Source organism: Streptomyces sp. NPDC004542, from assembly GCF_040610035.1.
GTDB lineage: Bacteria > Actinomycetota > Actinomycetes > Streptomycetales > Streptomycetaceae > Streptomyces.
The window spans coordinates 96,779-122,052 of sequence record NZ_JBEXLP010000001.1; the positions used below are offsets into that span (position 1 = coordinate 96,779).

Annotated in this window: 23 protein-coding genes; 16 read left to right on the forward strand and 7 right to left on the reverse strand. The window is 72.8% G+C overall.

Going from position 1 to position 25,274, the window contains the following annotated elements:
* Positions 1 to 104: 104 nt before the first annotated feature.
* Together ABZX30_RS00480 and ABZX30_RS00485 are read left to right on the forward strand one after the other, a co-directional pair.
* Positions 105 to 1,877 carry a biotin carboxylase N-terminal domain-containing protein gene (locus tag ABZX30_RS00480; protein WP_355926922.1) on the forward strand — a complete coding sequence of 591 codons (1,773 nt, stop codon included), beginning with the start codon at positions 105 to 107 and terminating at the stop codon, positions 1,875 to 1,877.
* Between the two features lie 212 nt (positions 1,878 to 2,089).
* A complete protein-coding gene (locus ABZX30_RS00485; protein ID WP_355927368.1) occupies positions 2,090 to 2,635 on the forward strand; it encodes a TetR/AcrR family transcriptional regulator in 546 nt (181 codons plus the stop codon).
* Between the two features lie 548 nt (positions 2,636 to 3,183).
* Here ABZX30_RS00485 and ABZX30_RS00490 read toward each other — a convergent pair.
* Together ABZX30_RS00490 and ABZX30_RS00495 are read right to left on the reverse strand one after the other, a co-directional pair.
* Entirely contained in the window at positions 3,184 to 4,140 is a 957-nt protein-coding gene (locus tag ABZX30_RS00490; protein ID WP_355926924.1) for a DeoR/GlpR family DNA-binding transcription regulator, read from the reverse strand.
* Positions 4,141 to 4,306: 166 nt separating this feature from the next.
* Positions 4,307 to 5,755, reverse strand: coding sequence for an NAD(P)H-quinone dehydrogenase (locus ABZX30_RS00495; protein ID WP_355926927.1), 1,449 nt, complete (start codon positions 5,753 to 5,755; stop codon positions 4,307 to 4,309).
* A gap of 108 nt (positions 5,756 to 5,863) precedes the next feature.
* Here ABZX30_RS00495 and ABZX30_RS00500 point away from each other — a divergent pair, with 108 nt between their 5' ends.
* From ABZX30_RS00500 to ABZX30_RS00510, 3 genes are all read left to right on the forward strand, one after another.
* Entirely contained in the window at positions 5,864 to 6,304 is a 441-nt protein-coding gene (locus ABZX30_RS00500; protein ID WP_355926929.1) for a gamma-glutamylcyclotransferase, read from the forward strand.
* 168 nt (positions 6,305 to 6,472) lie between these two features.
* Positions 6,473 to 7,297, forward strand: a complete 825-nt coding sequence (locus ABZX30_RS00505; protein ID WP_355926931.1) for a purine-nucleoside phosphorylase — start codon at positions 6,473 to 6,475, stop codon at positions 7,295 to 7,297.
* 384 nt (positions 7,298 to 7,681) lie between these two features.
* Positions 7,682 to 9,313, forward strand: a complete 1,632-nt coding sequence (locus tag ABZX30_RS00510; RefSeq protein WP_355926934.1) for a phospho-sugar mutase — start codon at positions 7,682 to 7,684, stop codon at positions 9,311 to 9,313.
* Positions 9,314 to 9,441: 128 nt separating this feature from the next.
* Here ABZX30_RS00510 and ABZX30_RS00515 read toward each other — a convergent pair whose 3' ends face one another.
* Entirely contained in the window at positions 9,442 to 10,128 is a 687-nt protein-coding gene (locus ABZX30_RS00515) for a PH domain-containing protein (protein ID WP_355926936.1), read from the reverse strand.
* A gap of 137 nt (positions 10,129 to 10,265) precedes the next feature.
* Between ABZX30_RS00515 and deoC the strand changes: the two genes are divergently transcribed.
* The 4 genes from deoC to ABZX30_RS00535 all read left to right on the forward strand — a co-directional run bounded on the left by deoC (position 10,266) and on the right by ABZX30_RS00535 (position 14,719).
* Positions 10,266 to 11,219: a deoxyribose-phosphate aldolase gene (gene deoC / locus ABZX30_RS00520; protein ID WP_355926939.1), complete on the forward strand. Its 954-nt coding sequence runs from the start codon at positions 10,266 to 10,268 to the stop codon at positions 11,217 to 11,219.
* A 12-nt stretch (positions 11,220 to 11,231) separates the two neighbouring features.
* Positions 11,232 to 12,677: an aldehyde dehydrogenase family protein gene (locus ABZX30_RS00525; RefSeq protein ID WP_355926941.1), complete on the forward strand. Its 1,446-nt coding sequence runs from the start codon at positions 11,232 to 11,234 to the stop codon at positions 12,675 to 12,677.
* Positions 12,670 to 13,557, forward strand: a complete 888-nt coding sequence (locus ABZX30_RS00530) for an aldehyde dehydrogenase family protein (protein ID WP_355926943.1) — start codon at positions 12,670 to 12,672, stop codon at positions 13,555 to 13,557. Before ABZX30_RS00525 ends, ABZX30_RS00530 begins: the two co-directional genes overlap by 8 nt.
* Before the next feature lie 523 nt (positions 13,558 to 14,080).
* A complete protein-coding gene (locus ABZX30_RS00535; protein ID WP_355926946.1) occupies positions 14,081 to 14,719 on the forward strand; it encodes a uridine kinase in 639 nt (212 codons plus the stop codon).
* Positions 14,720 to 14,997: 278 nt separating this feature from the next.
* Here the strand turns inward: ABZX30_RS00535 and ABZX30_RS00540 are convergent, their stop codons facing one another.
* On the reverse strand, positions 14,998 to 15,771 hold the full coding sequence (locus tag ABZX30_RS00540; protein ID WP_355926949.1) for a SigE family RNA polymerase sigma factor: 774 nt from the start codon (positions 15,769 to 15,771) through the stop codon (positions 14,998 to 15,000).
* A gap of 260 nt (positions 15,772 to 16,031) precedes the next feature.
* On the opposite strand from ABZX30_RS00540, the gene afsQ1 reads away from it, so the two are divergent.
* The 5 genes from afsQ1 to ABZX30_RS00565 all read left to right on the forward strand — a co-directional run bounded on the left by afsQ1 (position 16,032) and on the right by ABZX30_RS00565 (position 19,984).
* Positions 16,032 to 16,709, forward strand: a complete 678-nt coding sequence (afsQ1, locus tag ABZX30_RS00545; protein ID WP_355926951.1) for a two-component system response regulator AfsQ1 — start codon at positions 16,032 to 16,034, stop codon at positions 16,707 to 16,709.
* Entirely contained in the window at positions 16,706 to 18,274 is a 1,569-nt protein-coding gene (locus ABZX30_RS00550) for a HAMP domain-containing sensor histidine kinase (protein WP_355926954.1), read from the forward strand. Before afsQ1 ends, ABZX30_RS00550 begins: the two co-directional genes overlap by 4 nt.
* The gene (locus tag ABZX30_RS00555) at positions 18,271 to 18,873 is read left to right on the forward strand and encodes a hypothetical protein (protein ID WP_355926955.1); all 603 of its coding nucleotides are present in this window, start codon (positions 18,271 to 18,273) and stop codon (positions 18,871 to 18,873) included. Before ABZX30_RS00550 ends, ABZX30_RS00555 begins: the two co-directional genes overlap by 4 nt.
* A 265-nt stretch (positions 18,874 to 19,138) precedes the next feature.
* Positions 19,139 to 19,690 carry a VanZ family protein gene (locus ABZX30_RS00560; protein ID WP_355926958.1) on the forward strand — a complete coding sequence of 184 codons (552 nt, stop codon included), beginning with the start codon at positions 19,139 to 19,141 and terminating at the stop codon, positions 19,688 to 19,690.
* Positions 19,691 to 19,783: 93 nt separating this feature from the next.
* Positions 19,784 to 19,984 carry a PspC domain-containing protein gene (locus tag ABZX30_RS00565; protein WP_355926960.1) on the forward strand — a complete coding sequence of 67 codons (201 nt, stop codon included), beginning with the start codon at positions 19,784 to 19,786 and terminating at the stop codon, positions 19,982 to 19,984.
* Between the two features lie 61 nt (positions 19,985 to 20,045).
* Here the strand turns inward: ABZX30_RS00565 and ABZX30_RS00570 are convergent, their stop codons facing one another.
* Positions 20,046 to 20,360 (reverse strand): ATP-binding protein, encoded by a 315-nt coding sequence (locus ABZX30_RS00570; RefSeq protein WP_355926963.1) that lies wholly within the window; start codon positions 20,358 to 20,360, stop codon positions 20,046 to 20,048.
* A 135-nt stretch (positions 20,361 to 20,495) separates the two neighbouring features.
* Complete coding sequence (locus ABZX30_RS00575; RefSeq protein WP_355926966.1) at positions 20,496 to 21,674, reverse strand: adenosine deaminase; 1,179 nt, start codon at positions 21,672 to 21,674, stop codon at positions 20,496 to 20,498.
* 113 nt (positions 21,675 to 21,787) lie between these two features.
* On the opposite strand from ABZX30_RS00575, the gene ABZX30_RS00580 reads away from it, so the two are divergent.
* Entirely contained in the window at positions 21,788 to 22,552 is a 765-nt protein-coding gene (locus tag ABZX30_RS00580) for an alpha/beta hydrolase (RefSeq protein WP_355926968.1), read from the forward strand.
* A 334-nt stretch (positions 22,553 to 22,886) separates the two neighbouring features.
* Here the strand turns inward: ABZX30_RS00580 and ABZX30_RS00585 are convergent, their stop codons facing one another.
* A complete protein-coding gene (locus ABZX30_RS00585; RefSeq protein ID WP_355926971.1) occupies positions 22,887 to 23,837 on the reverse strand; it encodes a LysR family transcriptional regulator in 951 nt (316 codons plus the stop codon).
* 63 nt (positions 23,838 to 23,900) lie between these two features.
* Between ABZX30_RS00585 and ABZX30_RS00590 the strand changes: the two genes are divergently transcribed.
* Positions 23,901 to 25,178 carry an MFS transporter gene (locus ABZX30_RS00590; protein WP_355926974.1) on the forward strand — a complete coding sequence of 426 codons (1,278 nt, stop codon included), beginning with the start codon at positions 23,901 to 23,903 and terminating at the stop codon, positions 25,176 to 25,178.
* The last annotated feature ends 96 nt before the right edge of the window (positions 25,179 to 25,274 follow it).

A 25,274-nucleotide genomic window follows, 5' to 3' on the forward strand; every position in this document is an offset into this window, starting at 1 on the left:
CCTCGAATCACGCTCCGTGTGGGCAAGCTCACCATTGGGGACGGGTCGAAGTGCCGTGTCGGCAGTCCCTAAACTCGGCTTGTTTCAAGGAGGGAGCCTCAATCGTGCGCAAGGTGCTCATCGCCAACCGTGGCGAAATCGCTGTCCGCGTGGCCCGGGCGTGCCGGGACGCCGGTATCGCGAGCGTTGCCGTCTACGCCGACCCGGACCGGGACGCTCTGCATGTCCGCGCCGCGGATGAGGCGTTCGCTCTGGGCGGTGACACCCCGGCCACCAGCTACCTCGACATCGACAAGGTGCTCGGCGCCGCCCGTGAGTCGGGCGCCGACGCCATCCATCCGGGCTACGGGTTCCTGTCGGAGAACGCCGACTTCGCCCAGGCCGTCCTGGACGCGGGCCTGATCTGGATCGGTCCGCCCCCGCAGGCCATCCGCGACCTCGGCGACAAGGTCGCCGCCCGCCACATCGCCCAGCGCGCCGGCGCGCCCCTGGTCGCCGGTACGCCCGATCCGGTGAGCGGTGCGGAGGAAGTCGTCGCGTTCGCCGAGCAGCACGGCCTGCCCATCGCGATCAAGGCCGCCTTCGGCGGCGGCGGACGCGGCCTGAAGGTCGCCCGCACCCTGGAAGAAGTACCCGAGCTGTACGAGTCGGCGGTCCGCGAGGCCGTCGCCGCGTTCGGCCGCGGCGAGTGCTTCGTCGAGCGCTACCTCGACCGGCCCCGCCACGTCGAGACCCAGTGCCTGGCCGACACCCACGGCAACGTCGTCGTCGTCTCCACCCGCGACTGCTCCCTGCAGCGCCGCCACCAGAAGCTGGTGGAGGAGGCCCCCGCCCCGTTCCTGTCCGAGGAGCAGGTCGCCCAGCTGTACACGGCGTCGAAGGCGATCCTGAAGGAGGCCGGGTACGTCGGGGCCGGTACGTGCGAGTTCCTGGTCGGCCAGGACGGCACGATCTCCTTCCTGGAGGTCAACACCCGCCTCCAGGTCGAGCACCCGGTCACCGAGGAGGTCGCCGGGATCGACCTGGTGCGGGAGATGTTCCGCGTCGCCGACGGCGAGGCCCTCGGCTACGACGACCCGGTCCTGCGCGGCCACTCCTTCGAGTTCCGCATCAACGGCGAGGACCCCGGCCGCAACTTCCTGCCCGCCCCCGGCACCGTCACCCGTTTCGACGCCCCCTCGGGTCCGGGCGTGCGCCTGGACGCCGGCGTGGAGGCGGGCAGCGTGATCGGCCCGGCCTGGGACTCGCTGCTGGCCAAGCTGATCGTCACCGGCCGCACCCGCAAGGAGGCCCTCGAGCGGGCCGCCCGCGCGCTGGAGGAGTTCCAGGTCGAGGGCATGGCCACCGCCATCCCCTTCCACCGCGCGGTGGTCACCGACCCCGCCTTCGCCCCCGAGCTGACCGGCTCCACCGACCCGTTCACCGTCCACACCCGCTGGATCGAGACCGAGTTCGTCAACGACATCAAGCCCTTCACCGCTCCGGCCGATGCCGAGGCGGAGGAGGACGGGGGCCGTGAGACGGTCGTCGTCGAGGTCGGCGGCAAGCGGCTCGAGGTCTCCCTGCCCGCCTCGCTGGGCATGACGCTGGCCCGCACCGGGCTGGCCGCGGGCGCCAAGCCCAAGCGCCGCGCCGCGAAGAAGTCCGGCCCGGTCGCCTCGGGCGACACCCTCACCTCCCCGATGCAGGGCACCATCGTCAAGGTCGCCGTCGAGGAGGGCCAGGAGGTCAAGGAGGGCGACCTGATCGTCGTCCTCGAGGCCATGAAGATGGAACAGCCGCTCAACGCCCACAAGGCCGGCACCGTCAAGGGCCTCGGCGCGGAGATCGGCGCGTCCATCAGCTCCGGCGCGGCCATCTGCGAGATCAAGGACTGATCTGCCGGAACGTGTACGGGACCCGAGGCGCCCGGCGGACGAAGCACTCGTCCGCCGGGCGCCTCGCGTCTGTGGCCCCGGTGGCATCCTGGAGGCGCGTCGGGGCGCGGGAGAGGGCAGAGGGAGGGCAGGTGAAGAGCATGGGGGGCGCGAGGGCCGAGGAGGCCGCCCGGGCCGGGGAGACGGCGGCGTCGCCCGTCGCCGCGCGGGCCATGCGCGCGGACGCCCGGCGGAACCACGACCGGCTGCTCGCCGAGGCCCGCGCCGCGTTCGCCGCGCACGGCACCGACGCCTCCCTGGAGGACGTGGCCCGTCGCGCGGGCGTCGGCATCGGCACGCTGTACCGGCACTTCCCGAACCGGTCCGCCCTGATGAGCGCGGTCTTCGAGGACGCGGTGGACGCGCTCCTCACCCGCGCCCGTGAGCTCCTCGACTCCCCCGAGCCCTGCGCCGCCCTGGTGACGTGGCTGCGCGAGATGGTCACCCACGCCGGTGAGTACCGCGGCCTGGCGCGGGCGCTGATGGCGGTGACCGCCGAGCCCTCCTCCGCGCTGGCCCGCTGCAGCACCCCGATCCGCGAGGCGGGCGGCGCGCTGCTCGCCCGGGCTCAGGAGTCGGGCGCCGTACGGGCCGACGTCTCCATCGGCGATCTCCTCCAGCTGACCCATGCCATCGCCCTCGCGGCCGAGGAATCCCCGGCCGACCCCGACCTGGCGGACCGATTGCTACGGCTGACCCTCAAGGGCCTGAGGGGTTAGTCCTGCCCCCGGCACACACTCGTCGGCTCGGCGTACGGCAGCCGGCGGTCCGGTGCGCAGCGCGGACCTCCGTTGACCGTCCACCGTCCGGCTCAGCCGCGCTGTCCCGGTAGCGGACGAACCCGGCCGGGGTCTCGCCGGCCAGGCACGGAGACGAGCCCCCCGCGTCGGCACGCAGACGGGCCCCGGGCCCCCGAACACGCGCACCTCACCACGACACGCCCCGCACGACGGCGGCGGCAGCAGGCCGGCAGCGCCCCCGACGGCGGCACCCACACGCGACACGGCGGCGAACGGACCGCCTCCGGCCTCCCCCGGCACCCGCACCCACCGCGACGCGCGGAACCACCCCGGCACGTGTCCCCCTGGAGCACCTGCACGCGCACGGCGGCACGGACACCGGCCTCAGACGGCGCGTACACGCCGCCGGCATCCCGGCACACCGCCGGGATGCCGCGGGGAACGCCCGCCACGGTACGGCGGCCGGCGGCCAGGCAGCCCCCGGGCGCGCACGGCGCGGGGAACCATCGCCCGCCCCACGGCCACCGTCAGCGGCGGCGCAGGTCCGCCACTCGGGGGCGGTCCGCGGTCGTGGGCTGTTCGGTGCCCAGGGCGGTGGCCGAGCGGAGCCCGGGGCCGGCGACCTGGCTGCGGCGGGGACCGGGGAGGGGGACGTCCCGGCGCTGCTGGCGCGCCGGGACCTGGTCACCCCCCGGGCTTCCCGACGCCCCGGCCACGGCGATCTGCACCCCCTGGTCGGCGAGGGCCTGGAGTTCGGTGGCGGCACGCTCGTCGTGTGCGGGGGGCTCGTCGGTGACCAGACGGGTGATGAGGTCCGTGGGGACCGTCTGGAACATCGTGTCCGTACTCAGCTTGGTGTGGTCGGCGAGGACCACGACCTCCGCGGCCGCCTGCACCAGCGCGCGGTCGACGGAAGCCGACAGCATGTTGGACGTGGACAGTCCGCGCTCGGCGGTCAGGCCGCTCCCGGAGAGGAAGGCCTTGGAGACCCTGAGCCCCTGAAGGGACTGCTCGGCCCCGGAGCCGACGAGGGCGTAGTTGGAGCCCCGCAGGGTTCCGCCCGTCATCACGACCTCCACCCGGTTGGCGTGGGCGAGGGCCTGGGCGACGAGGAGGGAGTTGGTGACGACGGTCAGGCCGGGCACCCGGGCGAGCCGGCGGGCCAGCTCCTGCGTGGTGGTCCCCGCCCCCACCACGATGGCCTCGCCCTCTTCGACGAGCCCCGCCGCGAAGTCGGCGATGACCGTCTTCTCGGCGGTCGAGAGATGGGACTTCTGCGGGAAGCCGGACTCCCGTGTGAACCCGCCCGGCAGCACCGCACCGCCGTGGCGGCGGTCGAGGAGTCCTTCTGCCTCCAGTGCCCGCACGTCCCGTCGTACGGTCACTTCTGAGGTCTGGACGACGCGGGCGAGCTCACGGAGCGACACGGCCCCGTTCGCTCGCACCATTTCGAGGATCAATTGGCGACGTTCTGCAGCGAACACGAAACTGACAGTAACGCGGGCGAACGTCTGGTTTCAGGAGTTTGCGCAGAATAACAGAAGTTGTTCGCACGGCAGGGCCGGAAGTGGTATAGGGCCTATCCGTCCCGCCTATGCCACCCGCATGGTCGGCAACTCACCGTGACCAGCGGGGACTTGGATCCGGCCGTCAGGCCTCCGCCCCCGTCTTGCGGGTGTGCAACTGCCGTGCCACTTCCGCGATCGAGCCGGAGAGGGACGGGTACACCGTGAAGGCGTTCGCGATCTGTTCGACCGTCAGATTGTTGTCGACCGCGATCGAGATGGGGTGGATGAGTTCCGAGGCGCGCGGCGCCACGACCACACCGCCGACGACGATCCCGGTGCCCGGACGGCAGAAGATCTTCACGAAGCCGTCGCGGATGCCCTGCATCTTCGCGCGCGGGTTGCGCAGCAGCGGCAGCTTCACGACCCGCGCGTCGATCTTGCCCGCGTCGACGTCGGCCTGACTGTGGCCGACGGTGGCGATCTCGGGGTCGGTGAAGACGTTCGACGACACCGTCTTGAGGTTCAGCGGGGTCACCGCGTCGCCGAGGAAGTGGTACATGGCGATACGTCCCTGCATCGCGGCGACCGAGGCGAGGGCGAAGACACCGGTGACGTCGCCGGCCGCGTACACGCCGGGCGCGCTGGTCCGCGACACCCTGTCGGTCCGGATGTGCCCGGAGTCGCGCAGCCGTACCCCCGCCTCCTCCAGGCCGAGCCCGGCGCTGTTGGGCACGGCGCCGACGGCCATGAGGCAGTGCGAGCCGGTGATGACGCGGCCGTCGGCGAGGGCGACCTCGACCCGGTCGCCGACGCGCTTGGCGGACTGGGCGCGGGAGCGGGCCATGACGTTCATGCCGCGGCGGCGGAAGACGTCCTCCAGGACGGCGGCGGCGTCCGGGTCCTCACCGGGCAGCACGCGGTCGCGGGAGGAGACGAGGGTGACCTTGGAGCCGAGGGCCTGGTAGGCGCCGGCGAACTCGGCGCCCGTCACACCGGAGCCGACCACGATGAGTTCCTCGGGCAGCTCGGTGAGGTCGTAGACCTGGGTCCAGTTGAGGATGCGCTCGCCGTCGGGCTGGGCGTCGGGCAGCTCGCGCGGGTGACCACCGGTGGCGATGAGGACGGCGTCGGCGGTGAGCGTCTCCTCGGTGCCGTCGGCGGCACGCACGACGACCTTCCGGGAGCCGTCGAGGGCCTGCATGCCCTCCAGCCGGCCGCGCCCGCGCAGCACCCGGGCGCCGGCCCGCGTGACGGAGGCGGTGATGTCGTGCGACTGGGCGAGCGCGAGCCGCTTCACCCGGCGGTTGACCTTCCCCAGGTCCACCCCGACCACCCGGGCCGCCTGCTCCAGCGGCGGCGTGTCGTCCGCGACGATGATGCCCAGCTCCTCGTACGACGAGTCGAAGGTGGTCATCACCTCGGCCGTCGCGATGAGCGTCTTCGACGGCACGCAGTCGGTCAGCACCGATGCTCCGCCCAGACCGTCGGAGTCGACGACGGTCACCTCCGCGCCGAGCTGCGCGGCCACCAGCGCCGCCTCATAGCCGCCGGGTCCGCCACCGATGATCACGATCCGAGTCACGTACCCCATTGTCCCGCACGCCCCCGGGTGCTTCCGCCCGGGGGCGTGCGGCACCCGCTCGCGTGGTTGCTGCCGGGGTGACAGAGGCGGGAGTTGCCACTGCCGTACCCTCGACCCATGTCGTCGCTCTACGCCGCGTACGCCGGCAATCTCGACGCGCGGCTGATGTCCCGCCGCGCCCCGCACTCGCCGCTGCGCGCCACCGGTTGGCTGAACGGATGGCGGCTCACGTTCGGCGGCGAGCAACTGGGCTGGGAGGGCGCGCTCGCGACGCTCGTCGAGGACCCCATCTCGCAGGTCTTCGTGGCGCTGTACGACATCGCGCCGATGGACGAGGAGTCCATGGACCGCTGGGAGGGCGTCGGCCTCGGCATCTACCGGCGGATGCGGGTACGGGTGCACACGCTGGACGGCTCGGAGTCGGCCTGGGTGTACGTGCTGAACGGATACGAGGGCGGGCTGCCGTCGGCCCGCTACCTCGGCGAGATCGCGGACGCGGCGGAGTCGGCGGGGGCGCCCCACGACTACGTGATGGAGCTGCGGAAGCGGCCCTGCTGAGGCGGTTCGCCGAGCGGGCGTCCCGGCCCGTGGCCCCTTCCTCCCGGTGTCCCGCCCCGTGTCCGGGCGGGGGCCGGCCCGGCCCGTCGGAAACGACAAGACAACGATCGCATTCCCGTGCGCTCCGTCATCTACGCGCGTAGGCCCGGACCGGCTACCCTCGTCCGCGTGAACGCATCTCTTCTTCCGGACGACATCCAGGGCGATCCCCACGCCGCCGCCGACACGGCCGCCGCCCGCCTGCGCGAGCTCACGGGCGCCGGGACCCACGACGTCGCCCTCGTGATGGGCTCCGGCTGGGCTCCGGCCGTCGACGCCCTGGGTGCTCCCGACGCCGAGTTCCAGGTCACCGAGCTGCCCGGGTTCCCGGCGCCGGCCGTCGAGGGCCACGGGGGCAAGGTCCGCTCCTACGTCATCGGTGACAAGCGCGCGCTGGTCTTCCTGGGACGTACGCACTACTACGAGGGCCGCGGTGTCGCCGCCGTGGCGCACGGCGTGCGTACGGCGGTGGCCGCGGGCTGCAAGACCGTGGTGCTCACCAACGGATGCGGTGGTCTGCGCGAGGGCATGCGGCCCGGGCAGCCGGTGCTGATCAGCGACCACATCAACCTGACGGCGACCTCGCCGATCGTCGGGGCGAACTTCGTGGACCTCACCGATCTGTACTCGCCGCGGCTGCGGGCGCTGTGCAAGGAGATCGACGCCTCCCTGGAGGAGGGCGTCTACGCGCAGTTCCCCGGCCCGCACTACGAGACGCCGGCCGAGATCCGGATGGCCCGGGTGATCGGAGCGGACCTCGTGGGCATGTCCACGGTGCTGGAGGCCATCGCGGCGCGGGAGGCCGGGGCGGAGGTGCTCGGGATCTCCCTGGTGACGAACCTCGCCGCCGGGATGACCGGGGAGCCGCTGAACCACGAGGAGGTGCTGCGGGCCGGGCGGGACTCGGCGGCGCGGATGGGTACGTTGCTCGCGCGCGTGCTGGGGCGGTTGTAGGGGGGTTTCCCACCCACCCGACCGTGCGGGCCGACCGGAAGGTTGCCGCCTTCTGGGGCTCCGCCCCGGACCCCGGGGGTTTTCCACCCACCCACCCGTGCGGGCCGACCGGAACGTGCGCCCATACTGGGGCTCCCCCCGGACCCCGGCGGGGACTGCGTCCCCTGCACCCCGCGGGGCTCCGCCCCGGCACCCCGGCGAGGACCCCCTCAAACCCGGCGGGGCACCGCCCCCGCACCCCCGTCGGGCTTCGCCCCTCGTAGCCCGTGGGGCCCTCTCCACCCCGTCCGGCGATCGAGGACGCGGCCCGTCCAGGGCCGAAGCGGGGGTCCGGGGGCGACAACCCCCGGCGACCAGCAGACACGAACGAGAGGTTGACCCGACGTGCACGACGATCTCATCGCACGGGCGAAGGCGTGGCTCGCCGAGGATCCCGACGTGGAGACCCGTGAGGAACTCGCCGGACTGCTCGACGCCGCCGACGTCGAGGAGCTCGCCGCGCGGTTCGGCGGGACGCTCCAGTTCGGCACCGCGGGGCTGCGGGGCGAGCTGGGTGCGGGGCCGATGCGGATGAACCGGGCCGTGGTCATCCGGGCCGCCGCCGGACTCGCGGCGTACCTGAGGGAGCAGGGCCGGACCGGCCAAGTGGTCGTCATCGGCTACGACGCCCGGTACAAGTCGGCGGACTTCGCCCGGGACACCGCCGCCGTGATGACGGGCGCGGGTCTGCGCGCGGTCGTGCTGCCCCGGCCGCTGCCGACGCCCGTCCTGGCCTTCGCCGTACGGCACCTCGGCGCGGTGGCCGGCGTGGAGGTCACCGCGAGCCACAACCCGCCCCGGGACAACGGCTACAAGGTGTACCTGGGCGACGGTTCCCAGATCGTGCCGCCCGCCGACGCGGAGATCGCGGCGGAGATCGACCGCGTCGCCTCGCTCGACGACGTGCCCCGGCCGGAGTCCGGCTGGGAGACCCTGGACGACTCCGTCCTGGAGGCCTACCTCGCCCGTACCGACGCCGTCCTGGCCGAGGGCTCCGCGCGGACCGCCCGTGCCGTCTACACGGCGATGCACGGCGTCGGCAAGGACGTGCTGCTGGCCGCGTTCGCGCGGGCCGGTTTCCCGGAGCCGGTGCTGGTCGCCGAGCAGGCGGAGCCGGACCCGGCCTTCCCGACCGTCGCCTTCCCCAACCCGGAGGAGCCGGGCGCGATGGACCTGGCCTTCGCCGAGGCCCGGCGGACGCGGCCCGATCTCGTCATCGCCAACGACCCGGACGCCGACCGCTGTGCCGTGGCCGTCGAGGACGGGGGCGACTGGCGCATGCTGCGCGGCGACGAGGTCGGCGCCCTGCTCGCCGCCCACCTGGTGCGGCGCGGGGCGACCGGCACCTTCGCCGAGTCCATCGTGTCGTCCTCCCTGCTCGGCCGGATCGCCCGGAAGGCGGGCCTGCCGTACGAGGAGACCCTCACCGGCTTCAAGTGGATCGCCCGCGTGGACGGGCTGCGCTACGGCTACGAGGAGGCCCTCGGCTACTGCGTCGACCCGGACGGCGTACGGGACAAGGACGGCATCACCGCCGCGCTCCTGATCACCGAGCTGGCGTCCGGGCTGAAGGAGGAGGGCCGCACCCTCCTCGACCTCCTCGACGACCTCGCCGTGGAGCACGGTCTGCACGCCACCGACCAGCTCTCGGTCCGGGTGCAGGACCTGTCGGTCATCTCCGCCGCCATGCGCCGCCTGCGCGAGCGGCCGCCGAGCGAGCTGGCCGGGCTCGCCGTCACCGAGGCCGAGGACCTCACCCGGGGCACCGACCGGCTGCCGCCCACCGACGGTCTGCGGTACACCCTCGACGGCGCCCGCGTCATCGTCCGGCCCAGCGGTACGGAGCCGAAGCTGAAGTGCTACCTGGAGGTCGTCGTGCCGGTCGCCGCGCACGCCGAACTGCCGGCCGCGCGGATCCGGGCAGCCGAACTGCTCGCGGCCCTCAAGCGCGACCTCTCGGCGGCCGCCGGCATCTGAGCCGTACGCACGTCGTGCCCGGCGGGGTGTCTCCGCAACCGGTGCCTCCGCCATCGGTGCCTCTGCCACCGATGCCTCTGCCATCAGTGGCAGAGGCACTGGGCAGGGGCCCCGCCGATCCGCCCCCGTCAGCCCATCGCGAGCAGGACCGCCAGCAGGACCGCTCCGGCCGCCGCCGGTGCCACGATCTCGTACGCCCAGCGGACCGTGACCTCTCCCTGGGCCGTCTCCGCCCGCTCGCGGTCCTCCTGGAGCCTGCGCAGGCCGTCCATGATCTGGTCGCTCTCGGCGCGGGTCGGGCCGTCCGTCAGGGTGGGGCCCCACAGGCCGCCGGCGCCGCGACCGCGGCCCGGCCCCTCGGGCCTGGCGCCCGTGCGCCCCTCCGCCTCGGCCCGGGCCTGCCGCCGGGTGGCCTTCTTGCGGGCGCGCAGGGAGACGGGGAGGGCCCACAGCTGGTACGTGGCGCCGGACTTGGTGACGGCCTCGTGGGAGTAACCGGAGCGCAGGACGGCGATCTGCCCCCAGGGCAGCGTGATCAGGCGGAAGGGGTTGCGCACGCGCAGCCGGTCGTCGTTGACGAAGACCGCCGGGCGCAGGGTGAAGGCGATCACCAGGGGGACGACGAGGAGGAGCCCGGCGAGCGCCACCCACGGGGTGCGGCCGTCCCCCTTGACCAGCGCGTCGATGCCGAGCCACGCGCCGATGCCGAGCAGCAGGACGCCGCCCACGATCGCCATCGGGGAACGGTGGATCCGGTCCTTGGCGGTGGGCTCCGGGGGCTGCGGCGCGGGTGACCGGTGGTCGGGGGTCGTCATGGTCCCGATTGTGCACGACGCCCCCGGCGGTGCTCGTACGCGGTTCCTCCGCGGGGCTGCTCCGCAGCGAGGAGCCGCGTAGGAGCACCCCGGGGGTATACAGCCGCTACGCGCGTAGATATGCTCGGCTGGTGACCATGCCCAGTACTGCACCCGCTGTTCTCGCCGACGTCACCGCGTCCGACAGCACGCTGCGCCGCTTCCTCCACGGGCTGCCCGGCGTCGACGCGGTCGGCCTGGAGGCGCGCGCCGCCTCTCTCGGCACCCGTTCCATCAAGACCACCGCGAAGGCGTACGCCATCGACCTCGCCATCTCGATGGTCGACCTGACGACGCTGGAAGGCGCGGACACCCCGGGCAAGGTCCGGGCGCTCGGCGCCAAGGCCGTCCGCCCCGACCCGACCGACCGTACGACCCCCGCGACCGCGGCCGTGTGCGTCTATCCCGACATGGTGGCCGTCGCGAAGGAGGCCGTCGCCGGATCGGGCGTGAAGGTCGCCTCGGTCGCCACCGCCTTCCCGGCCGGCCGTGCCGCGCTCGACGTGAAGCTGGCCGACGTCCGCGAGGCCGTGCTGGCCGGCGCCGACGAGATCGACATGGTCATCGACCGCGGGGCGTTCCTCGCGGGCCGGTACCTGAAGGTGTACGACGAGATCACCGCGGTGAAGGAGGCCTGCGGGACCTCCACCCGGCTGAAGGTGATCTTCGAGACCGGCGAGCTGTCGACGTACGACAACATCCGCCGCGCCAGCTGGCTCGGCATGCTGGCGGGGGCCGACTTCATCAAGACCTCCACCGGCAAGGTCGCGGTGAACGCCACGCCCGCCAACACCCTGCTCCTGCTGGAGGCCGTGCGGGACTTCCGCGCGCAGACCGGGGTGCAGGTCGGCGTGAAGCCGGCCGGCTCCATCCGGACCAGCAAGGACGCGATCAAGTTCCTCGTGCTGGTCAACGAGACCGTCGGCGGGGACTGGCTGGACAACCACTGGTTCCGCTTCGGCGCCTCCTCGCTCCTGAACGACCTGCTGATGCAGCGTCAGAAGCTGGCCACCGGACGCTACTCCGGCCCCGACTACGTGACGGTGGACTGAGACCCCATGGACATGGAATTGCAGACTCCGGCATTCGCCTACGCACCCGCCCCCGAGTCCCGCCGGATCGTCGACATCGCGCCCTCGTACGGGCTGTTCATCGACGGCGAGTTCACCGAGGCGGCCGACGGCAAGGTCTTCAAGACGGTGTCGCCGTCGACCGAGGAGGTCCTGTCCGAGGTCGCGCGGGCCGGCTCCGAGGACGTGGACCGTGCCGTACGGGCCGCCCGCAAGGCCTTCGAGAAGTGGTCGGCGCTGCCCGGCCCGGAGCGCGCCAAGTACCTGTTCCGCATCGCCCGCATCATCCAGGAGCGCAGCCGCGAGCTGGCCGTCCTGGAGACGCTGGACAACGGCAAGCCCATCCGGGAGACCCGCGACGCGGACCTCCCGCTGGTCGCCGCGCACTTCTTCTACTACGCGGGCTGGGCGGACAAGCTGGACCACGCCGGGTTCGGACCGTCGCCCAGGCCGCTGGGCGTCGCCGGCCAGGTCATCCCCTGGAACTTCCCGCTGCTGATGCTGGCGTGGAAGATCGCCCCGGCGCTGGCGACCGGCAACACGGTCGTGCTGAAGCCCGCCGAGACCACTCCCCTGTCCGCGCTGTTCTTCGCGGACATCTGCCGCCGGGCCGGCCTGCCGAAGGGTGTCGTCAACATCCTTCCCGGGTACGGCGACGCGGGCGCCGCGCTGGTGGCGCACCCCGACGTGAACAAGGTCGCCTTCACCGGTTCCACCGCGGTCGGCAAGGAGATCGCCCGCACGGTCGCCGGCACCCGCAAGAAGCTCACCCTCGAACTGGGCGGCAAGGGCGCCAACATCGTCTTCGACGACGCACCGGTCGACCAGGCCGTCGAGGGCATCGTCACCGGCATCTTCTTCAACCAGGGCCAGGTCTGCTGCGCGGGCTCGCGCCTGCTGGTCCAGGAGTCGGTCCACGACGAGCTCCTCGACTCCCTCAAGCGCAGGCTCTCCACCCTCCGTCTGGGCGACCCGCTCGACAAGAACACCGACATCGGCGCGATCAACTCCGCCGAGCAGCTGGCCCGGATCACCGCGCTCGCCGACCAGGGCGAGGCAGAGGGCGCCGAGCGCTGGTCGCCCGCCTGCGAACTCCCTTCCTCCGGCTACTGGTTCGCCCCGACGCTCTTCACGAACGTCACCCAGGCGCACACCATCGCCCGCGACGAGATCTTCGGCCCGGTGCTGTCGGTGCTGACCTTCCGCACGCCGGACGAGGCGGTCGCCAAGGCCAACAACACGCAGTACGGGCTGTCGGCGGGCATCTGGACGGAGAAGGGGTCGCGGATCCTGGCCGTCGCGGGCAGGCTGCGCGCCGGTGTCGTCTGGTCCAACACGTTCAACAAGTTCGACCCGGCCTCGCCGTTCGGCGGCTACAAGGAGTCGGGCTTCGGCCGCGAGGGCGGCCGCCACGGCCTGGAGGCGTACCTCGATGTCTGACCGCTTGACTGTGTTCAAGACCTACAAGCTGTACGTCGGCGGGAAGTTCCCGCGTTCCGAGAGCGGCCGGGTGTACGAGGTGACCGACGCACAGGGCAAGTGGCTGGCCAACGCGCCCCTCTCCTCCCGCAAGGACGCCCGGGACGCCGTGGTCGCGGCGCGCAAGGCGTTCGGCGGCTGGTCCGGCGCGACGGCGTACAACCGCGGCCAGGTCCTCTACCGCGTCGCGGAGATGCTGGAGGGCCGCAGGGCGCAGTTCGTCCACGAGGTCGCCGACGCGGAGGGCCTGTCGAAGTCCAGGGCCGCCGACCAGGTGGACGCGGCCATCGACCGCTGGGTCTGGTACGCGGGCTGGACCGACAAGATCGCCCAGGTGGTCGGCGGCGGCAACCCGGTGGCGGGCCCGTTCTTCAACCTGTCCTCCCCGGAGCCGACCGGTGTGGTCGCCGTGCTGGCGCCCCAGGAGTCGTCCTTCCTCGGCCTGGTCTCCGTCGTCGCCCCGGTGATCGCGACCGGCAACACGGCGGTCGTCGTGGCCTGCGAGAAGGCCCCGCTTCCCGCGCTGTCCCTGGGCGAGGTGCTGGCCACCTCCGACGTGCCCGGTGGCGTGGTCAACGTCCTGTCCGGCCGCACGGCGGAGATCGCCGCGCCGCTGGCCGCGCACCAGGACGTCAACGCGATCGACCTCGCGGGCGCCGACGAGGCCCTGGCCAAGGAGCTGGAGATCGCGGCGGCGGACAACCTCAAGCGCGTCCTACGTCCACAGCCTGTGGACAACTGGTCGGCGGTTCCGGGCACCGAGCGCATGACGGCGTTCCTGGAGACCAAGACCGTCTGGCACCCGACGGGGTCGCTCGGCGCGTCCGGCTCGTCCTACTGACGGCCGGCCGGCACAGACGGGAGCCGCGCTTCCCCCTCCGGGAGAGGCGCGGCTTTCGTCGCGCGGCCGCCGACCCGACCGACCGAGGGCCTTCCCGGCCGGCGCAGACGCAGCCGCGCCCCCTCCGCCGAGGAAGGGCGGCGACGAGGTGCCGGCCGCGCGGGCGTCAGCCCCGTCCACCGCCGGGCGCACCCGCGACCTGCCGGACCACCGGCACGGAGCCGACCGACCGACCACGCCCGGGTCACCGGCCCGGTCGGCGACTACGGGCTCACCGGCCGGAAGTCAGCGACCTGGACGCCGTGGGCCGCGCCCGCGCCAGGGCCGCTTCGGTGGCCGCGAGGACGATCAGGGCGTGCCGCCCCGCGGATCGCGGGGGGGCGCGTGTCGTGCCATCGGCGGCGCCATATTCCGGTACGCGGGGTAATGCGGCCGACGCGGAGGGTGGTTACGGTGTGACGCGCGCTCCAAAGCCGGCCCGCGGGGTCGGCAGCGGGCCCACCATGCGTCAAACTGGTGTTCCGTGAGCCTTCATCCCCCGTCCCCCGCCCGTGTCGTGCTGCTCTGCGGCCCTTCGGGCTCGGGCAAGTCACTGGTCGCCGCCCGTTCCGGGCTCCCCGTCCTGCGCCTCGACGACTTCTACAAGGAGGGCGACGACCCGACGCTGCCGCTGGTGGACGGGAGTTCGGACATCGACTGGGACCATCCGCTGTCGTGGGACGCGGACGTCGCGGTCGAGGCCATCGCCCGGCTGTGCGCCACGGGGTCGACGTCCGTACCGGTGTACGACATCGCACTGAGCGCCCGCACCGGCGAGGAGACGCTGCACATCGGCCGTACCCCCCTGTTCATCGCGGAGGGCATCTTCGCCGCCGAGATCGTCGGCCGCTGCCGTGAGCTCGGGATGCTGGCGGACGCGCTCTGCCTGACCCGCGGGCCGGTCACCACCTTCCGGCGGCGCTTCCTGCGGGACCTCAAGGAGGGCCGCAAGTCGGTGCCGTTCCTGCTGCGCCGGGGCTGGCGGCTGATGCGGGCGGAGCGGTCGATCGTCGCCCGCCAGGTCTCACTGGGGGCCCACGCGTGCGACCGCGACGAGGCACTGGGCCGGCTGGCCACCGCGGCCGCGGCCGGCCGCGCCGTGGCGCGGCCGACGGCGGCCTGAGGACTGGCCGTGCCTGTCCGGGTGGCTCAGCCGCCCGGACAGCCCACGGTCGATCCGGTCCAGCAGTGCGAAGACCACTTGTTGTCGTCCGACCCGCTGCACGCGCACGGAGCCGGACACGAGAAAGCGGGACTGGACGGACCCCCCGGCCCTCCAGTCCCGCACTCCGTCCACGTCCCCCGTGACGGAGTTCCCCGCTGTCCCCCGATCCCCCGTGCTTCCCCCGTGTTTCCCCTTGTTCCCCCCGGGTGGAACTCCCCCGTTCCCCCCACCCACCTTCAGGCGACCAGCTCCCCGAAGGCGTATTCCTCGTCACGGCCGAAGCTGAGGACCTCGTCCTCGCGCAGCCGGCGGAGCGACCGCCAGATGCTGGACTTGACCGTGCCGACACTGATGTCGAGGATCTCCGCGATCTCCGGGTCCGTGCGGCCCTCGTAGTAGCGCAGGACCAGCATGGTGCGCTGGAGTTCGGGCAGCCGGGCCAGCGCCTGCCACAGGACCGCGCGCAGTTCGGTGCCGCGCATCGCGTCCGTGTCGCCGGGCGTCTCCGGCAGTTCCTCGGTCGGGTACTCGTTGAGCTTGCGGCGCCGCCAGGCGCTGATGTGCAGGTTGGTCATGGTGCGGCGGAGGTATCCGCCGACCGCCGCCTTGTCACTGATCCGGTCCCACGCCCTGTACGTCGAGAACAGCGCGCTCTGCAGCAGGTCCTCGGCCTCGTAGCGGTCACCGGTGAGGTGGTAGGCGGTTGCGTACAGGGAGGCGCGGCGCTCCTGGACGTAGGCGGTGAACTCCGCCTCCGTCAGCGAGCGGCGCTCCCCCGAGGCCTCCCCGTACGCGGCTCCCCCGTGCGATTCCCCCGTGTGCGCGTCAACCACCGACATGAATGCCGGATGCTGACGCCCGGCGCCGCGAGCGCACCCCCGCCCTCCCCCACGCTCGAACGAGCTCGCGCGGGAGGGACCCCCCTCGGCACCGGACTTCTCAGAACCCCGGTGGACGTCGTGCAGGCGCGTGATCACTGCGCTGGTGCTGGTGCCGTGCAGCGTGTTCATCTCGCGCCCCCCGTCGTGGACTTCCGGTGTTCGTCTCGCTCAGGCTGTGTTCCTTGCCTGTGCCGAAAAGCTTGCCGACGGGACTTCATGAGCATGTCCGCCGACTGTCACAGACCTGTCACAGGGCCCGGCCACACCGCGGTCACACAGAGCGCACAGGTGGTGGCGGTACGGGCCGGTCCGGCGGCGCGGCCCACGTACGTGGGATCACCGGGGCCCACAGGTCGTCCGGGAGCCTGTCCATGGGCCAGAATGAGCCCGTGCCTTCCCTGTTGCTGATCGAGGACGACGACGCCATCCGTACGGCCCTGGAGCTGTCTCTTACGCGCCAGGGTCACCGGGTTGCCACCGCTGCCACCGGCGAGGACGGGCTGAAGCTGCTGCGCGAGCAGCGGCCGGACCTGATCGTGCTGGACGTGATGCTGCCCGGCATCGACGGGTTCGAGGTGTGCCGGCGCATCCGGCGCACGGACCAGCTGCCGATCATCCTGCTGACCGCGCGCAGCGACGACATCGACGTGGTGGTCGGGCTGGAGTCCGGGGCGGACGACTACGTCGTCAAGCCCGTGCAGGGGCGGGTCCTCGACGCCCGGATCCGGGCCGTGCTGCGGCGCGGGGAGCGGGAGTCCAACGACTCGGCGACGTTCGGCAGCCTCGTCATCGACCGCTCGGCGATGACCGTGACGAAGAACGGCGAGGACCTCCAGCTGACGCCGACCGAGCTCAGGCTGCTGCTGGAGCTCAGCCGGCGGCCGGGGCAGGCGCTGTCCCGGCAGCAGCTGCTGCGGCTGGTGTGGGAGCACGACTACCTGGGTGACTCCCGTCTGGTGGACGCCTGTGTGCAGCGGCTGCGCGCCAAGGTCGAGGACGTCCCGTCGTCCCCCACGCTCATCCGTACCGTGCGCGGTGTCGGCTACCGGCTGGACACTCCTCAGTGACCGACGCGCAAGGGGGGTTCCGCGGCTGGTCCGCGGGGCGCAAGGGAGCTGTGTCGCGGCTGCGCTTCACCAGTCTGCGGCTGCGGCTGGTGGTGGTCTTCGCACTGGTCGCCCTCACCGCCGCCGTGTCGGCGTCGGGCATCGCGTACTGGCTGAACCGGGAGGCGGTGCTGACCCGCGCCCAGGACGCGGTGCTGCGCGACTTCCAGCAGGAGATGCGGAACCGGGCCGGTGCGCTGCCCGTGCCGCCCACCCAGGACGAGCTGCAACGCACCGCCGGGCAGATGGCGGCCAGCAGCCAGCGCTTCAGCGTGCTGCTGGTCGCGACGGACGCGAGCGGCAAGACCGTGTACGGCAACTCCGGCGGCCTGAACGGGTTCGCGCTGGAGGACGTGCCGGCGTCGCTGCGGACCGCGGTGAACAAGCAGCAGAAGGTGGCCGACGGCAACAAGTCGCCGTACCACCTGTACTGGCAGCGGGTCGTCGACCACGGCACCCCGTACCTGGTGGCCGGGACGAAGGTGATCGGCGGCGGGCCGACCGGGTACATGGTCAAGTCGCTGGAGCCGGAGGCCAAGGACCTCAACTCGCTCGCCTGGTCGCTCGGCATCGCCACCGGACTGGCGCTGATCGGCGCGGCGCTGCTGGCGCAGGCCGCGGCGACGACCGTGCTGAAGCCGGTGCACCGCCTCGGCGTGGCCGCCCGCCGGCTCGGCGAGGGCAGGCTGGACACCCGGCTGAGGGTCTCCGGGACCGACGAACTCGCCGACCTGTCGAGGACGTTCAACAACGCCGCGGAGGCACTGGAGAAGCGGGTCGCGGACATGGCCGCGCGGGACGAGGCGTCCCGGCGGTTCGTCGCCGACATGTCGCACGAGCTGCGCACACCGCTGACCGCCATCACCGCCGTCACGGAGGTGCTGGAGGAGGAGCTGGAGTCGGAGGCCGGGGGCATCGACCCGATGGTCGAACCCGCGGTACGGCTGGTGGTGAGTGAGACCCGGCGGCTGAACGACCTCGTCGAGAACCTGATGGAGGTCACCCGGTTCGACGCGGGCACCGCCCGGTTGGTCCTGGACGACGTCGACATCGCCGACCAGATCACCGCCTGCATCGACGCCCGCGCCTGGCTCGACGCCGTCGAGCTGGACGCCGAGCGCGGCAGCCACGCCCGGCTCGACCCCCGCCGCCTGGACGTCATCCTCGCCAACCTGATCGGCAACGCGCTCAAGCACGGCGGGTCGCCGGTGCGGGTATCGGTGCGCATCGACGGCGACGACCTGGTCATCGCGGTGCGCGACCACGGGCCCGGTATCCCCGAGGACGTCCTGCCGCACGTCTTCGACCGCTTCTACAAGGCCAGCGCCTCGCGGCCGCGCTCCGAGGGCAGCGGGCTCGGCCTGTCCATCGCGATGGAGAACGCCCACATCCACGGCGGCTCGATCACGGCCGCCAACTCGCCCGAGGGCGGCGCCGTGTTCACGCTGCGGCTGCCGAAGGACGCCTCGGCGCTGACCGAGGAGCGCGACGGCGAGGGCGACCGTTCCAAGGAGGGGGCGTCATGAACGTCCGACGCCTGCTGGCACTCCCGGTGCTCGCCGCGCTGCTCACGGGCTGCGGGATCCGGGCCACCCAGGTGCCGACGGACTTCGGCGCGGCGCCCTCCCGGGTGCCCTGCTCGCTCACCGAGCCGGACATCACCGCGCAGTCCTCGCACGGGGTGCCCGTGCAGGTCTTCCTGCTGTGCGGTGCGTCGCTGGTCACCGTGGACCGGTCGGTGCGCGTCCCGGACGGTACGGCGGACGCCAGGCGGCGGGTGATCGTGGCGCAAGGGCTGCTGGACCAGCTCGCCCAGACCCCGTCCGCCGGCGAGAAGGCCGCCGGCTACACGACACAGGTGCGCGGCGGCATGGCCGTGAGCGGGCCGCGCCCGAAGGACCCCGAGGACGCGCTGCGCCTGAGCACCGCACCCGGCCGGCTCACCTCGTACGCCCTCGCGCAGATCGTGTGCACGTTCTCCGACTCGGCGGCGGCCGAGGGGGACGGTTCGGTGATCCTGGGCGGTCCGGGCGACGAGCCGTTGCGCCGCTACGAGTGCACCGACGACGTGCGCTCCCAGCCGGGCACCACGAAACCACCGTCCAGCGTCATCCCGCCGAGCTGACGGACCGACCGCCCCGGGCGCGCCGGCCGCGAGCGGGCTCCGCCCGAAGAACCCCGAGAAGACACCGCCGCCCAGCACCCCAGCCGGCCGGCCCGCCTCATACGCGCGCACCGACGGCGTAGAGCCCCGGGCGGGCACCACGACCACCGTCAAGCGGGGTCCCGGCGAGGGACGGGCCGGTCGGTCCGGGGTGTGGTGAAAGCCGCACGCACGTGCGACGGCCGGATCCGGAACCGATCGGGCGCACGGGCGCGTCTTGGGGGGCGTGCAGCGTCAAGGCTCCATCGGCGGCAGCGCCGCGATCCGCGTCCGTGCGACAGGGGGTGCCCTCCTGGTCGTACACCTCGCGCTCGTCGCCTGGCTCATGCTGCGACCGCTGGACGTCCCCTGGGTGATGCCCGCCAACCTGCGCCCGCTGGCCGGTATCCGGGCCGACCTGGCGCTGGGCCGGCCCGAGGCGGCCCGCCGGCTCGGTGAGGGCCTCGCGCTGCTGGCCCCGCTGGGTGTGCTGCTGCCGATGGCGCACGGCAGGCTCGGCGTCTCCCCGCTCGCCTCGCTGATCCGTACGGCCACCACGGGCGCCCTGATCTCCACGGGCATCGCACTGCTGCAGACGGGCGTGCCGGGCCGGGTCGTCGACGTGGACTCACTGCTGCTGAACACCGCCGGTGTGATCCTGGCCCATCTGGCCGTCGTCCCGGCGGGCCGGTCCTGGCTGCGCCGCAGGGGGGAGCGTGTCCGGCGCGCGGCGACTCCGAAGGAGGAGACCTCTCAGGGGCGGACCCCGACGATTCCCAGGGTCGGGATCGCACCGTAGAGCGATGCTTCGTCCCCTTCGTCTCCGTACCGTGGGTGTCAGATGAGGCAGCCGCACCGGCGGCCTCCGCCGACGCTCACCGAGGAGCCGAACATGACCGCCCTTGCCCGCCCCACCAACGGCCGCATGATCGGCGGAGTCTGCGCAGCGCTGGCGCGGCGCTTCGGGACCTCCGCGACGACGATGCGGGTGATCTTCCTGCTGTCCTGTCTGCTCCCGGGTCCGCAGTTCCTGCTCTACATAGCGCTGTGGATCCTGCTGCCTTCGGAGGACAAGGCGGGCACGGCCTGGTAGGCGACCGCGGCGGCGCGCCCGGTACGTGACGGGCGCGCCCCGGCGGCGGGCAGGCCGCTCGTCAGCGCAGCGGGAGGCTCTTCAGCAGCGGCAGGCCGCCGAGCAGCCTGCCGACCGGCGCGGTCGGGCCCTGCCCCATCGGCTGCCGGGCGGCAGCGGCGCCCTTTGCAGCAGCCGACCGGGTCTGGCTGATCGTCGTACCGGCAGCCGGCAGCGCCTTGTCGACACTCGCGGCCGGAACCGCCTTGGAGACCTGGCCCAGCGCCTGGGCGGCGCTCGGGACCGTCGGGGCCGCGTGGGCCGCGCCCGCGCCGACAGCGGCGACGGCGGCACCGAGGGCGGCGGCACCGAGGGTCTTGACAGCAGAATGCTTCATGGTGAATGCGTCCTAACGGGGAAGAGGGGGATGAGCGGTCCACGACCGTAAACACGCGAGGCCGTACCCGCAAACATCGAAATGCGGACGGTTGCTGAATCTCCGTTCGCCTCACCTGCCGCCCCTCGGCCCTCGTCAGCTCCCGGGATCGACAGAACCGCTGGTGGACGCCGCCTGACGGAACAGCCATTCGGATTTCAGCTCGGCATATCCGGGCTTGATGACGTCATTGATCATGGCCAGTCGTTCATCGAAAGGGATGAACGCCGACTTCATCGCGTTGACGGAAAACCATTGCAGGTCGTCAAGCGTGTAACCGAACGCGTCGACGAGGTGCTCGAATTCCCGGCTCATGCTGGTGTGGGACATCAGACGGTTGTCGGTGTTCACCGTGGCCCGGAAATGCAGGCGGCGCAGCAGCCCGATCGGATGCTCGGCGTAGGAGGCCGCGGCCCCGGTCTGGAGGTTGGAGCTCGGGCACAGCTCCAGCGGGATGCGCTTGTCGCGGACGTACGAGGCCAGCCGTCCGAGCTTCACCGAGCCGTCCTCGAGGACCTGGATGTCGTCGATGATCCGCACGCCGTGCCCGAGCCGGTCGGCACCGCACCACTGGAGGGCCTGCCAGATGGACGGCAGCCCGAAGGCCTCGCCGGCGTGGATGGTGAAGTGGTTGTTCTCCCGCTTGAGGTACTCGAAGGCGTCCAGGTGCCGGGTGGGCGGGTATCCGGCCTCGGCGCCCGCGATGTCGAAGCCGACGACACCCAGGTCGCGGTAGTGGTTGGCGAGTTCGGCGATCTCCAGGGCGCGGGCCGCGTGCCGCATGGCGGTGAGCAGGGCGCCGACCCGGATGCGGTGACCGCTTCGGCGGGCGATCACCTCTCCCTGCCGGAAGCCCTCGTTGACGGCCTCGACGACCTCCTCGAGCCCGAGTCCGCCCTCCAGGTGCTGTTCGGGTGCGTAGCGGACCTCGGCGTAGACGACGCCGTCCTCGGCCAGGTCCTCGGCGCACTCACGGGCCACCCGGACCAGCGCGTCGCGGGTCTGCATCACGCCGACGGTGTGCGAGAAGGTCTCCAGGTACCGCTCCAGGGATCCGGAGTCGGCGGCCTCGGCGAACCAGGTGCCGAGCTTGTCCGGGTCGGTCTCCGGGAGCTGGTCATAGCCCGTGGCACGGGCGAGGTCGACGACGGTCCCGGGGCGGAGGCCCCCGTCGAGGTGGTCGTGCAGCAGAACCTTGGGCGCCCGGCGGATCTGGTCCGGCGTCGGGACGCCACCGGTCGATACCGTCCGGCTCGGTGCGGTCTGGCTCGTCATTTCCGCACTCTACCTCCTACGCGCGTAGATCGCCGGGTGTACGAATACGTCGATACGTAACGGTGACCGCACGGACGGGTGGCGTACACCGCCGCTTCTGACACTGTTCTGTCATGGCACAGGAAGTGACGCCGGCCCGAACGGCCCGGCTGGGCAGGGCAGTCGGCCCGGAACCGTCGTCGGTGAGCGGTGCGGTCCTGCTCCTGCCCGGCGGCGAGGAGGTATCCGCCCGCAGGCCGGCCCCCGTATGGGCGACGGCCTTCGTCCGGGCCCTCGGACGCCGCCTCGCGCGCGAGGGTCACGACGAGGGGCTCGCCACCCACGTCGTCCACTACCGCTACCGCGGCTGGAACGGAACCGAGGCGCACCTGGCGGGCGACGCGTCCTGGGCGGCGGACGAGATCGTACGGCGCTACGGCGACGTCCCCGTCTGTCTGGTGGGTGTCGGCATGGGCGGGCGGGCGGCCCTCCGGGCGGGCGGCCACGAGGCCGTCGACTCCGTGGTGGCGGTCGCCCCGTGGCTCCCCGAGGACGACGTGGCCGCGCCCCCCGAACCAGTGAAGCAACTGGTGGGCCGGCGGGTCCTGATCGTGCACGGCACGAACGACGAGCGCAGCGACCCGGAGCTGTCGTTCCGGCTCGCGGTGCGGGCGAAGAAGGCGAACCGGGAGGTGTGCCGGTTCGAAGTGCACTCGGACGGACACGGGTTGCACCAGTACCGGGCCGAAGTGCAGGCGCTGGTCGCGGACTTCGCGATGGGCGCGCTGTTCGGGCACCCCTTCGCGCGCCCGCTGGAGGACGCACTGGCCGCGCCGCCTCCGATCGGGTTGCGGATGCCGCTGGCCGCGGGGTTCGGCCGGTCGATCCGCAAGCCGTAGGGCCGCCGGAGGACGTCTGGAGGGCGTCTGGAGGGTCCGGGCGGCCGATCCGCGGGCGCTCTGGGGTCTTTCGTTCGGACCAGGCCCGATCAGCGAGCGGGCCCGGCCTGATCCGGACGGGAGGCCCTGGGGGTGTTTCGAAACTCCTGTGCGATGCCCGCGGTGTCCGGTGCGTGCTCTGGGGGTCCCCCCGGCCGAAGGCTGGGGGAGTGCCGGACGAAAGCCCTCGTACTGGACGTACGTGGGTTTTTGGCCGGTGCGGCGAGTGGGGGCACCCCCTCTGGGGGAGCGTGCCGGGCGCCGTGGGTGCCGTGCGGGACTTTCGACACACCCCCTACGGGAGCAGGCTGCCCCTTCTGGAGAGCAGGAACCTCTTGAACGCCGCCACCGGGGGCGTGTCCGGATGGCCCTCCAGCCAGGCGACGCCGATCTCCCGTACCGCCCGCGGTGCGGTGACCGTCAGTTCCACGACGCCCGGGCGCGGGAACACCGGCGGCGGCAGGAGGGCCACGCCCAGCCCCGCCGCCACCAGGCCGCGCAGGGTCTCCGTCTCCTCGCCCTCGAAGGCGACACGGGGCTTGAAGCCCGCTTCCTTGCAGAGGTCGTCGGTGATGCGGCGCAGGCCGTAGCCGGGCTCCAGGGTGACGAAGGTCTCGTCGGCCGCCTCGGCGAGCCGGACGCGCCTGCGGGCGGCCAGCCGGTGGTCGGCGGGGACGACCAGGCGGAGCTTCTGCTCGTCGAGGCGCCGGCCGACCAGGTCGGGGGCGTCGGGCACCGGGGAGGTGAGGCAGAGGTCCAGTTCGCCGGCGCGCAGGCGCTCCAGCATCGCCTCGCCGTAGTTCTGCACGAGGCTGAAGCGGACCCGGGGGTGGTCGGCGCGGAAGGCCTGGATGAGGCCGGGGACCGTCTCGGCGCCCATGGTGTGCAGGAAGCCGAAGGCGACCTTGCCGGTCGTCGGGTCGGCGTCGGCGCGCACCTCGTCGGCGGCCCGCCCGATCTCGGCGAGAGCCCGTTCCACGGAGGTGAGGAAGGTACGCCCGGCGGGGGTGAGGGCGACGGTGCGCCCGCGGCGGGCGAACAGGTCGACGCCCAGGTCCTGCTCCAGGCGGGCCATGGCCCGGGAGAGCGTGGACTGCGGGACGTCCATCTCCTGGGCGGCGCGGGTGACGTGCTCGGTGCGGGCGACACCGGCGAAGTACGCCAGGCGTGGGGCGAGTGTGGTGACGATGTCTTCTGTGTCACCGGACTGTGACAGACGCTTCTGTGACCTCGGCTGATGCACCATGGGAACGATTATGGCGATTCCATGCATTGGACGGATGAGCGGGACGGTCCGTAGGTTCGAGGCATGTCTCCCGCCGATACCGGGGCGTCCACCGTCGTGGGCGCCGTAGCGTCCCTCCCCTCCTCCGATTCCCGTATGGCCCCGGGCGGCCCCGGCTACCGCCGGATGAGCCTCGCCCTCTTCCTGGCCGGTGTCGCGACCTTCGCGCTGCTGTACTCCACGCAGGCCCTGCTGCCGCTGATCTCGGGCGAGTTCGGGGTGGCGGCGAGCCAGGCGAGCTGGACGGTGGCGGCGGCGACCGGCGGTCTCGCGCTGTTCGTCCTGCCGATGAGCGCCCTGTCGGAGCGCTTCGGCCGCCGTACGGTGATGACGGCCTCGCTGGCGGTCGCGGTGACCGTCGGGATGCTGGTGCCCTTCGCGCCCTCGTTGGGGGTCCTGGTGGTGCTGCGGGCGCTCCAAGGCGCGGCGGTGGCCGGGGTGCCGGCGTCGGCGACGGCGTACCTCGCGGAGGAGGTCAGACCGAAGGCGCTGGTCACGGCGATCGGGCTGTTCGTCGCGGGCAACAGCGTCGGCGGTATGAGCGGCCGGGTGATCACGGGCTGGGTGGCCCAGGAGTGGGGCTGGCGGATCGCGGTCGGCGTGGTCGGCGCGCTCGCGGTGGCCTGCGCGGTGGCGTTCCGGCTGCTGCTGCCCGCCCCGAAGCACTTCACGCCGGGTTCGCTGCGCCCGCGTGTGCTGGCCCGCACGGTCCGCGGCCACCTCGCCGATCCGCTGCTGCGCCGCCTGTACGCGATCGGCGCGCTGTTCATGACGGTGTTCGGCGGCGTGTACACGGTGATCGGTTACCGCCTGACGGAGGAGCCGTTCGGGCTGCCGCAGGGCATCGTGGGCTCGATCTTCCTGGTGTACCTGGTCGGTACGGTCTCCGCGTCGACGGCGGGCAGGCTGGTCGGCCGCCTGGGCCGGCGCGGCGCGCTGTACCTGGCCGGCGGCACCACGGCCACGGGTCTGCTGTTGTCCCTCGCGGCCTCGCTCCCGCTGGTCCTGCTGGGCCTGGTCCTGATCACCGCGGGCTTCTTCGCGGGCCACGCGGTCGCGTCCTCGGCGGTCAGCAGGACGGCGACGACCGGCCGCGCCCAGGCCTCGGCGCTCTACCAGTCCTCGTACTACGTCGGCTCCAGCGCCGGCAGCACGCTCGGCGCGACCGCCTTCCACGCGGCCGGCTGGGGCGGCACGGTCGGGGTCGGCGTCCTCGCGGTCCTCGGCGTCGTGACGATCACGGTGCTCGGCTCGCGCGCGGCCCGGGTGGCGACCCGGCGGGAGCCGGTGGGCGCGCACTGAGACCCACGCGCACGTCCGCCGCGCGGGGTCTCGGGGCCGGTGGTCACGGTCCGCCCGGCCCGGCCGGCGCCCGTACCTCCGCGCGCCGGCCGGGCC

Bases quoted from the DNA above. Each gene is read 5' to 3' on its own strand.
- ABZX30_RS00485 (WP_355927368.1), top strand. From the start codon at position 2,090: ATGCGCGCGGACGCCCGGCGGAACCACGACCGGCTGCTCGCCGAGGCC.
- ABZX30_RS00495 (WP_355926927.1), bottom strand. From the start codon at position 5,755: ATGGGGTACGTGACTCGGATCGTGATCATCGGTGGCGGACCCGGCGGC.
- ABZX30_RS00500 (WP_355926929.1), top strand. From the start codon at position 5,864: ATGTCGTCGCTCTACGCCGCGTACGCCGGCAATCTCGACGCGCGGCTG.
- ABZX30_RS00515 (WP_355926936.1), bottom strand. From the start codon at position 10,128: ATGACGACCCCCGACCACCGGTCACCCGCGCCGCAGCCCCCGGAGCCC.
- deoC (WP_355926939.1), top strand. From the start codon at position 10,266: ATGCCCAGTACTGCACCCGCTGTTCTCGCCGACGTCACCGCGTCCGAC.
- ABZX30_RS00525 (WP_355926941.1), top strand. From the start codon at position 11,232: ATGGAATTGCAGACTCCGGCATTCGCCTACGCACCCGCCCCCGAGTCC.
- ABZX30_RS00530 (WP_355926943.1), top strand. From the start codon at position 12,670: ATGTCTGACCGCTTGACTGTGTTCAAGACCTACAAGCTGTACGTCGGC.
- ABZX30_RS00540 (WP_355926949.1), bottom strand. From the start codon at position 15,771: ATGAACACGCTGCACGGCACCAGCACCAGCGCAGTGATCACGCGCCTG.
- ABZX30_RS00555 (WP_355926955.1), top strand. From the start codon at position 18,271: ATGAACGTCCGACGCCTGCTGGCACTCCCGGTGCTCGCCGCGCTGCTC.
- ABZX30_RS00565 (WP_355926960.1), top strand. From the start codon at position 19,784: ATGACCGCCCTTGCCCGCCCCACCAACGGCCGCATGATCGGCGGAGTC.
- ABZX30_RS00570 (WP_355926963.1), bottom strand. From the start codon at position 20,360: ATGAAGCATTCTGCTGTCAAGACCCTCGGTGCCGCCGCCCTCGGTGCC.
- ABZX30_RS00575 (WP_355926966.1), bottom strand. From the start codon at position 21,674: ATGACGAGCCAGACCGCACCGAGCCGGACGGTATCGACCGGTGGCGTC.
- ABZX30_RS00580 (WP_355926968.1), top strand. From the start codon at position 21,788: ATGGCACAGGAAGTGACGCCGGCCCGAACGGCCCGGCTGGGCAGGGCA.
- ABZX30_RS00585 (WP_355926971.1), bottom strand. From the start codon at position 23,837: ATGGTGCATCAGCCGAGGTCACAGAAGCGTCTGTCACAGTCCGGTGAC.
- ABZX30_RS00590 (WP_355926974.1), top strand. From the start codon at position 23,901: ATGTCTCCCGCCGATACCGGGGCGTCCACCGTCGTGGGCGCCGTAGCG.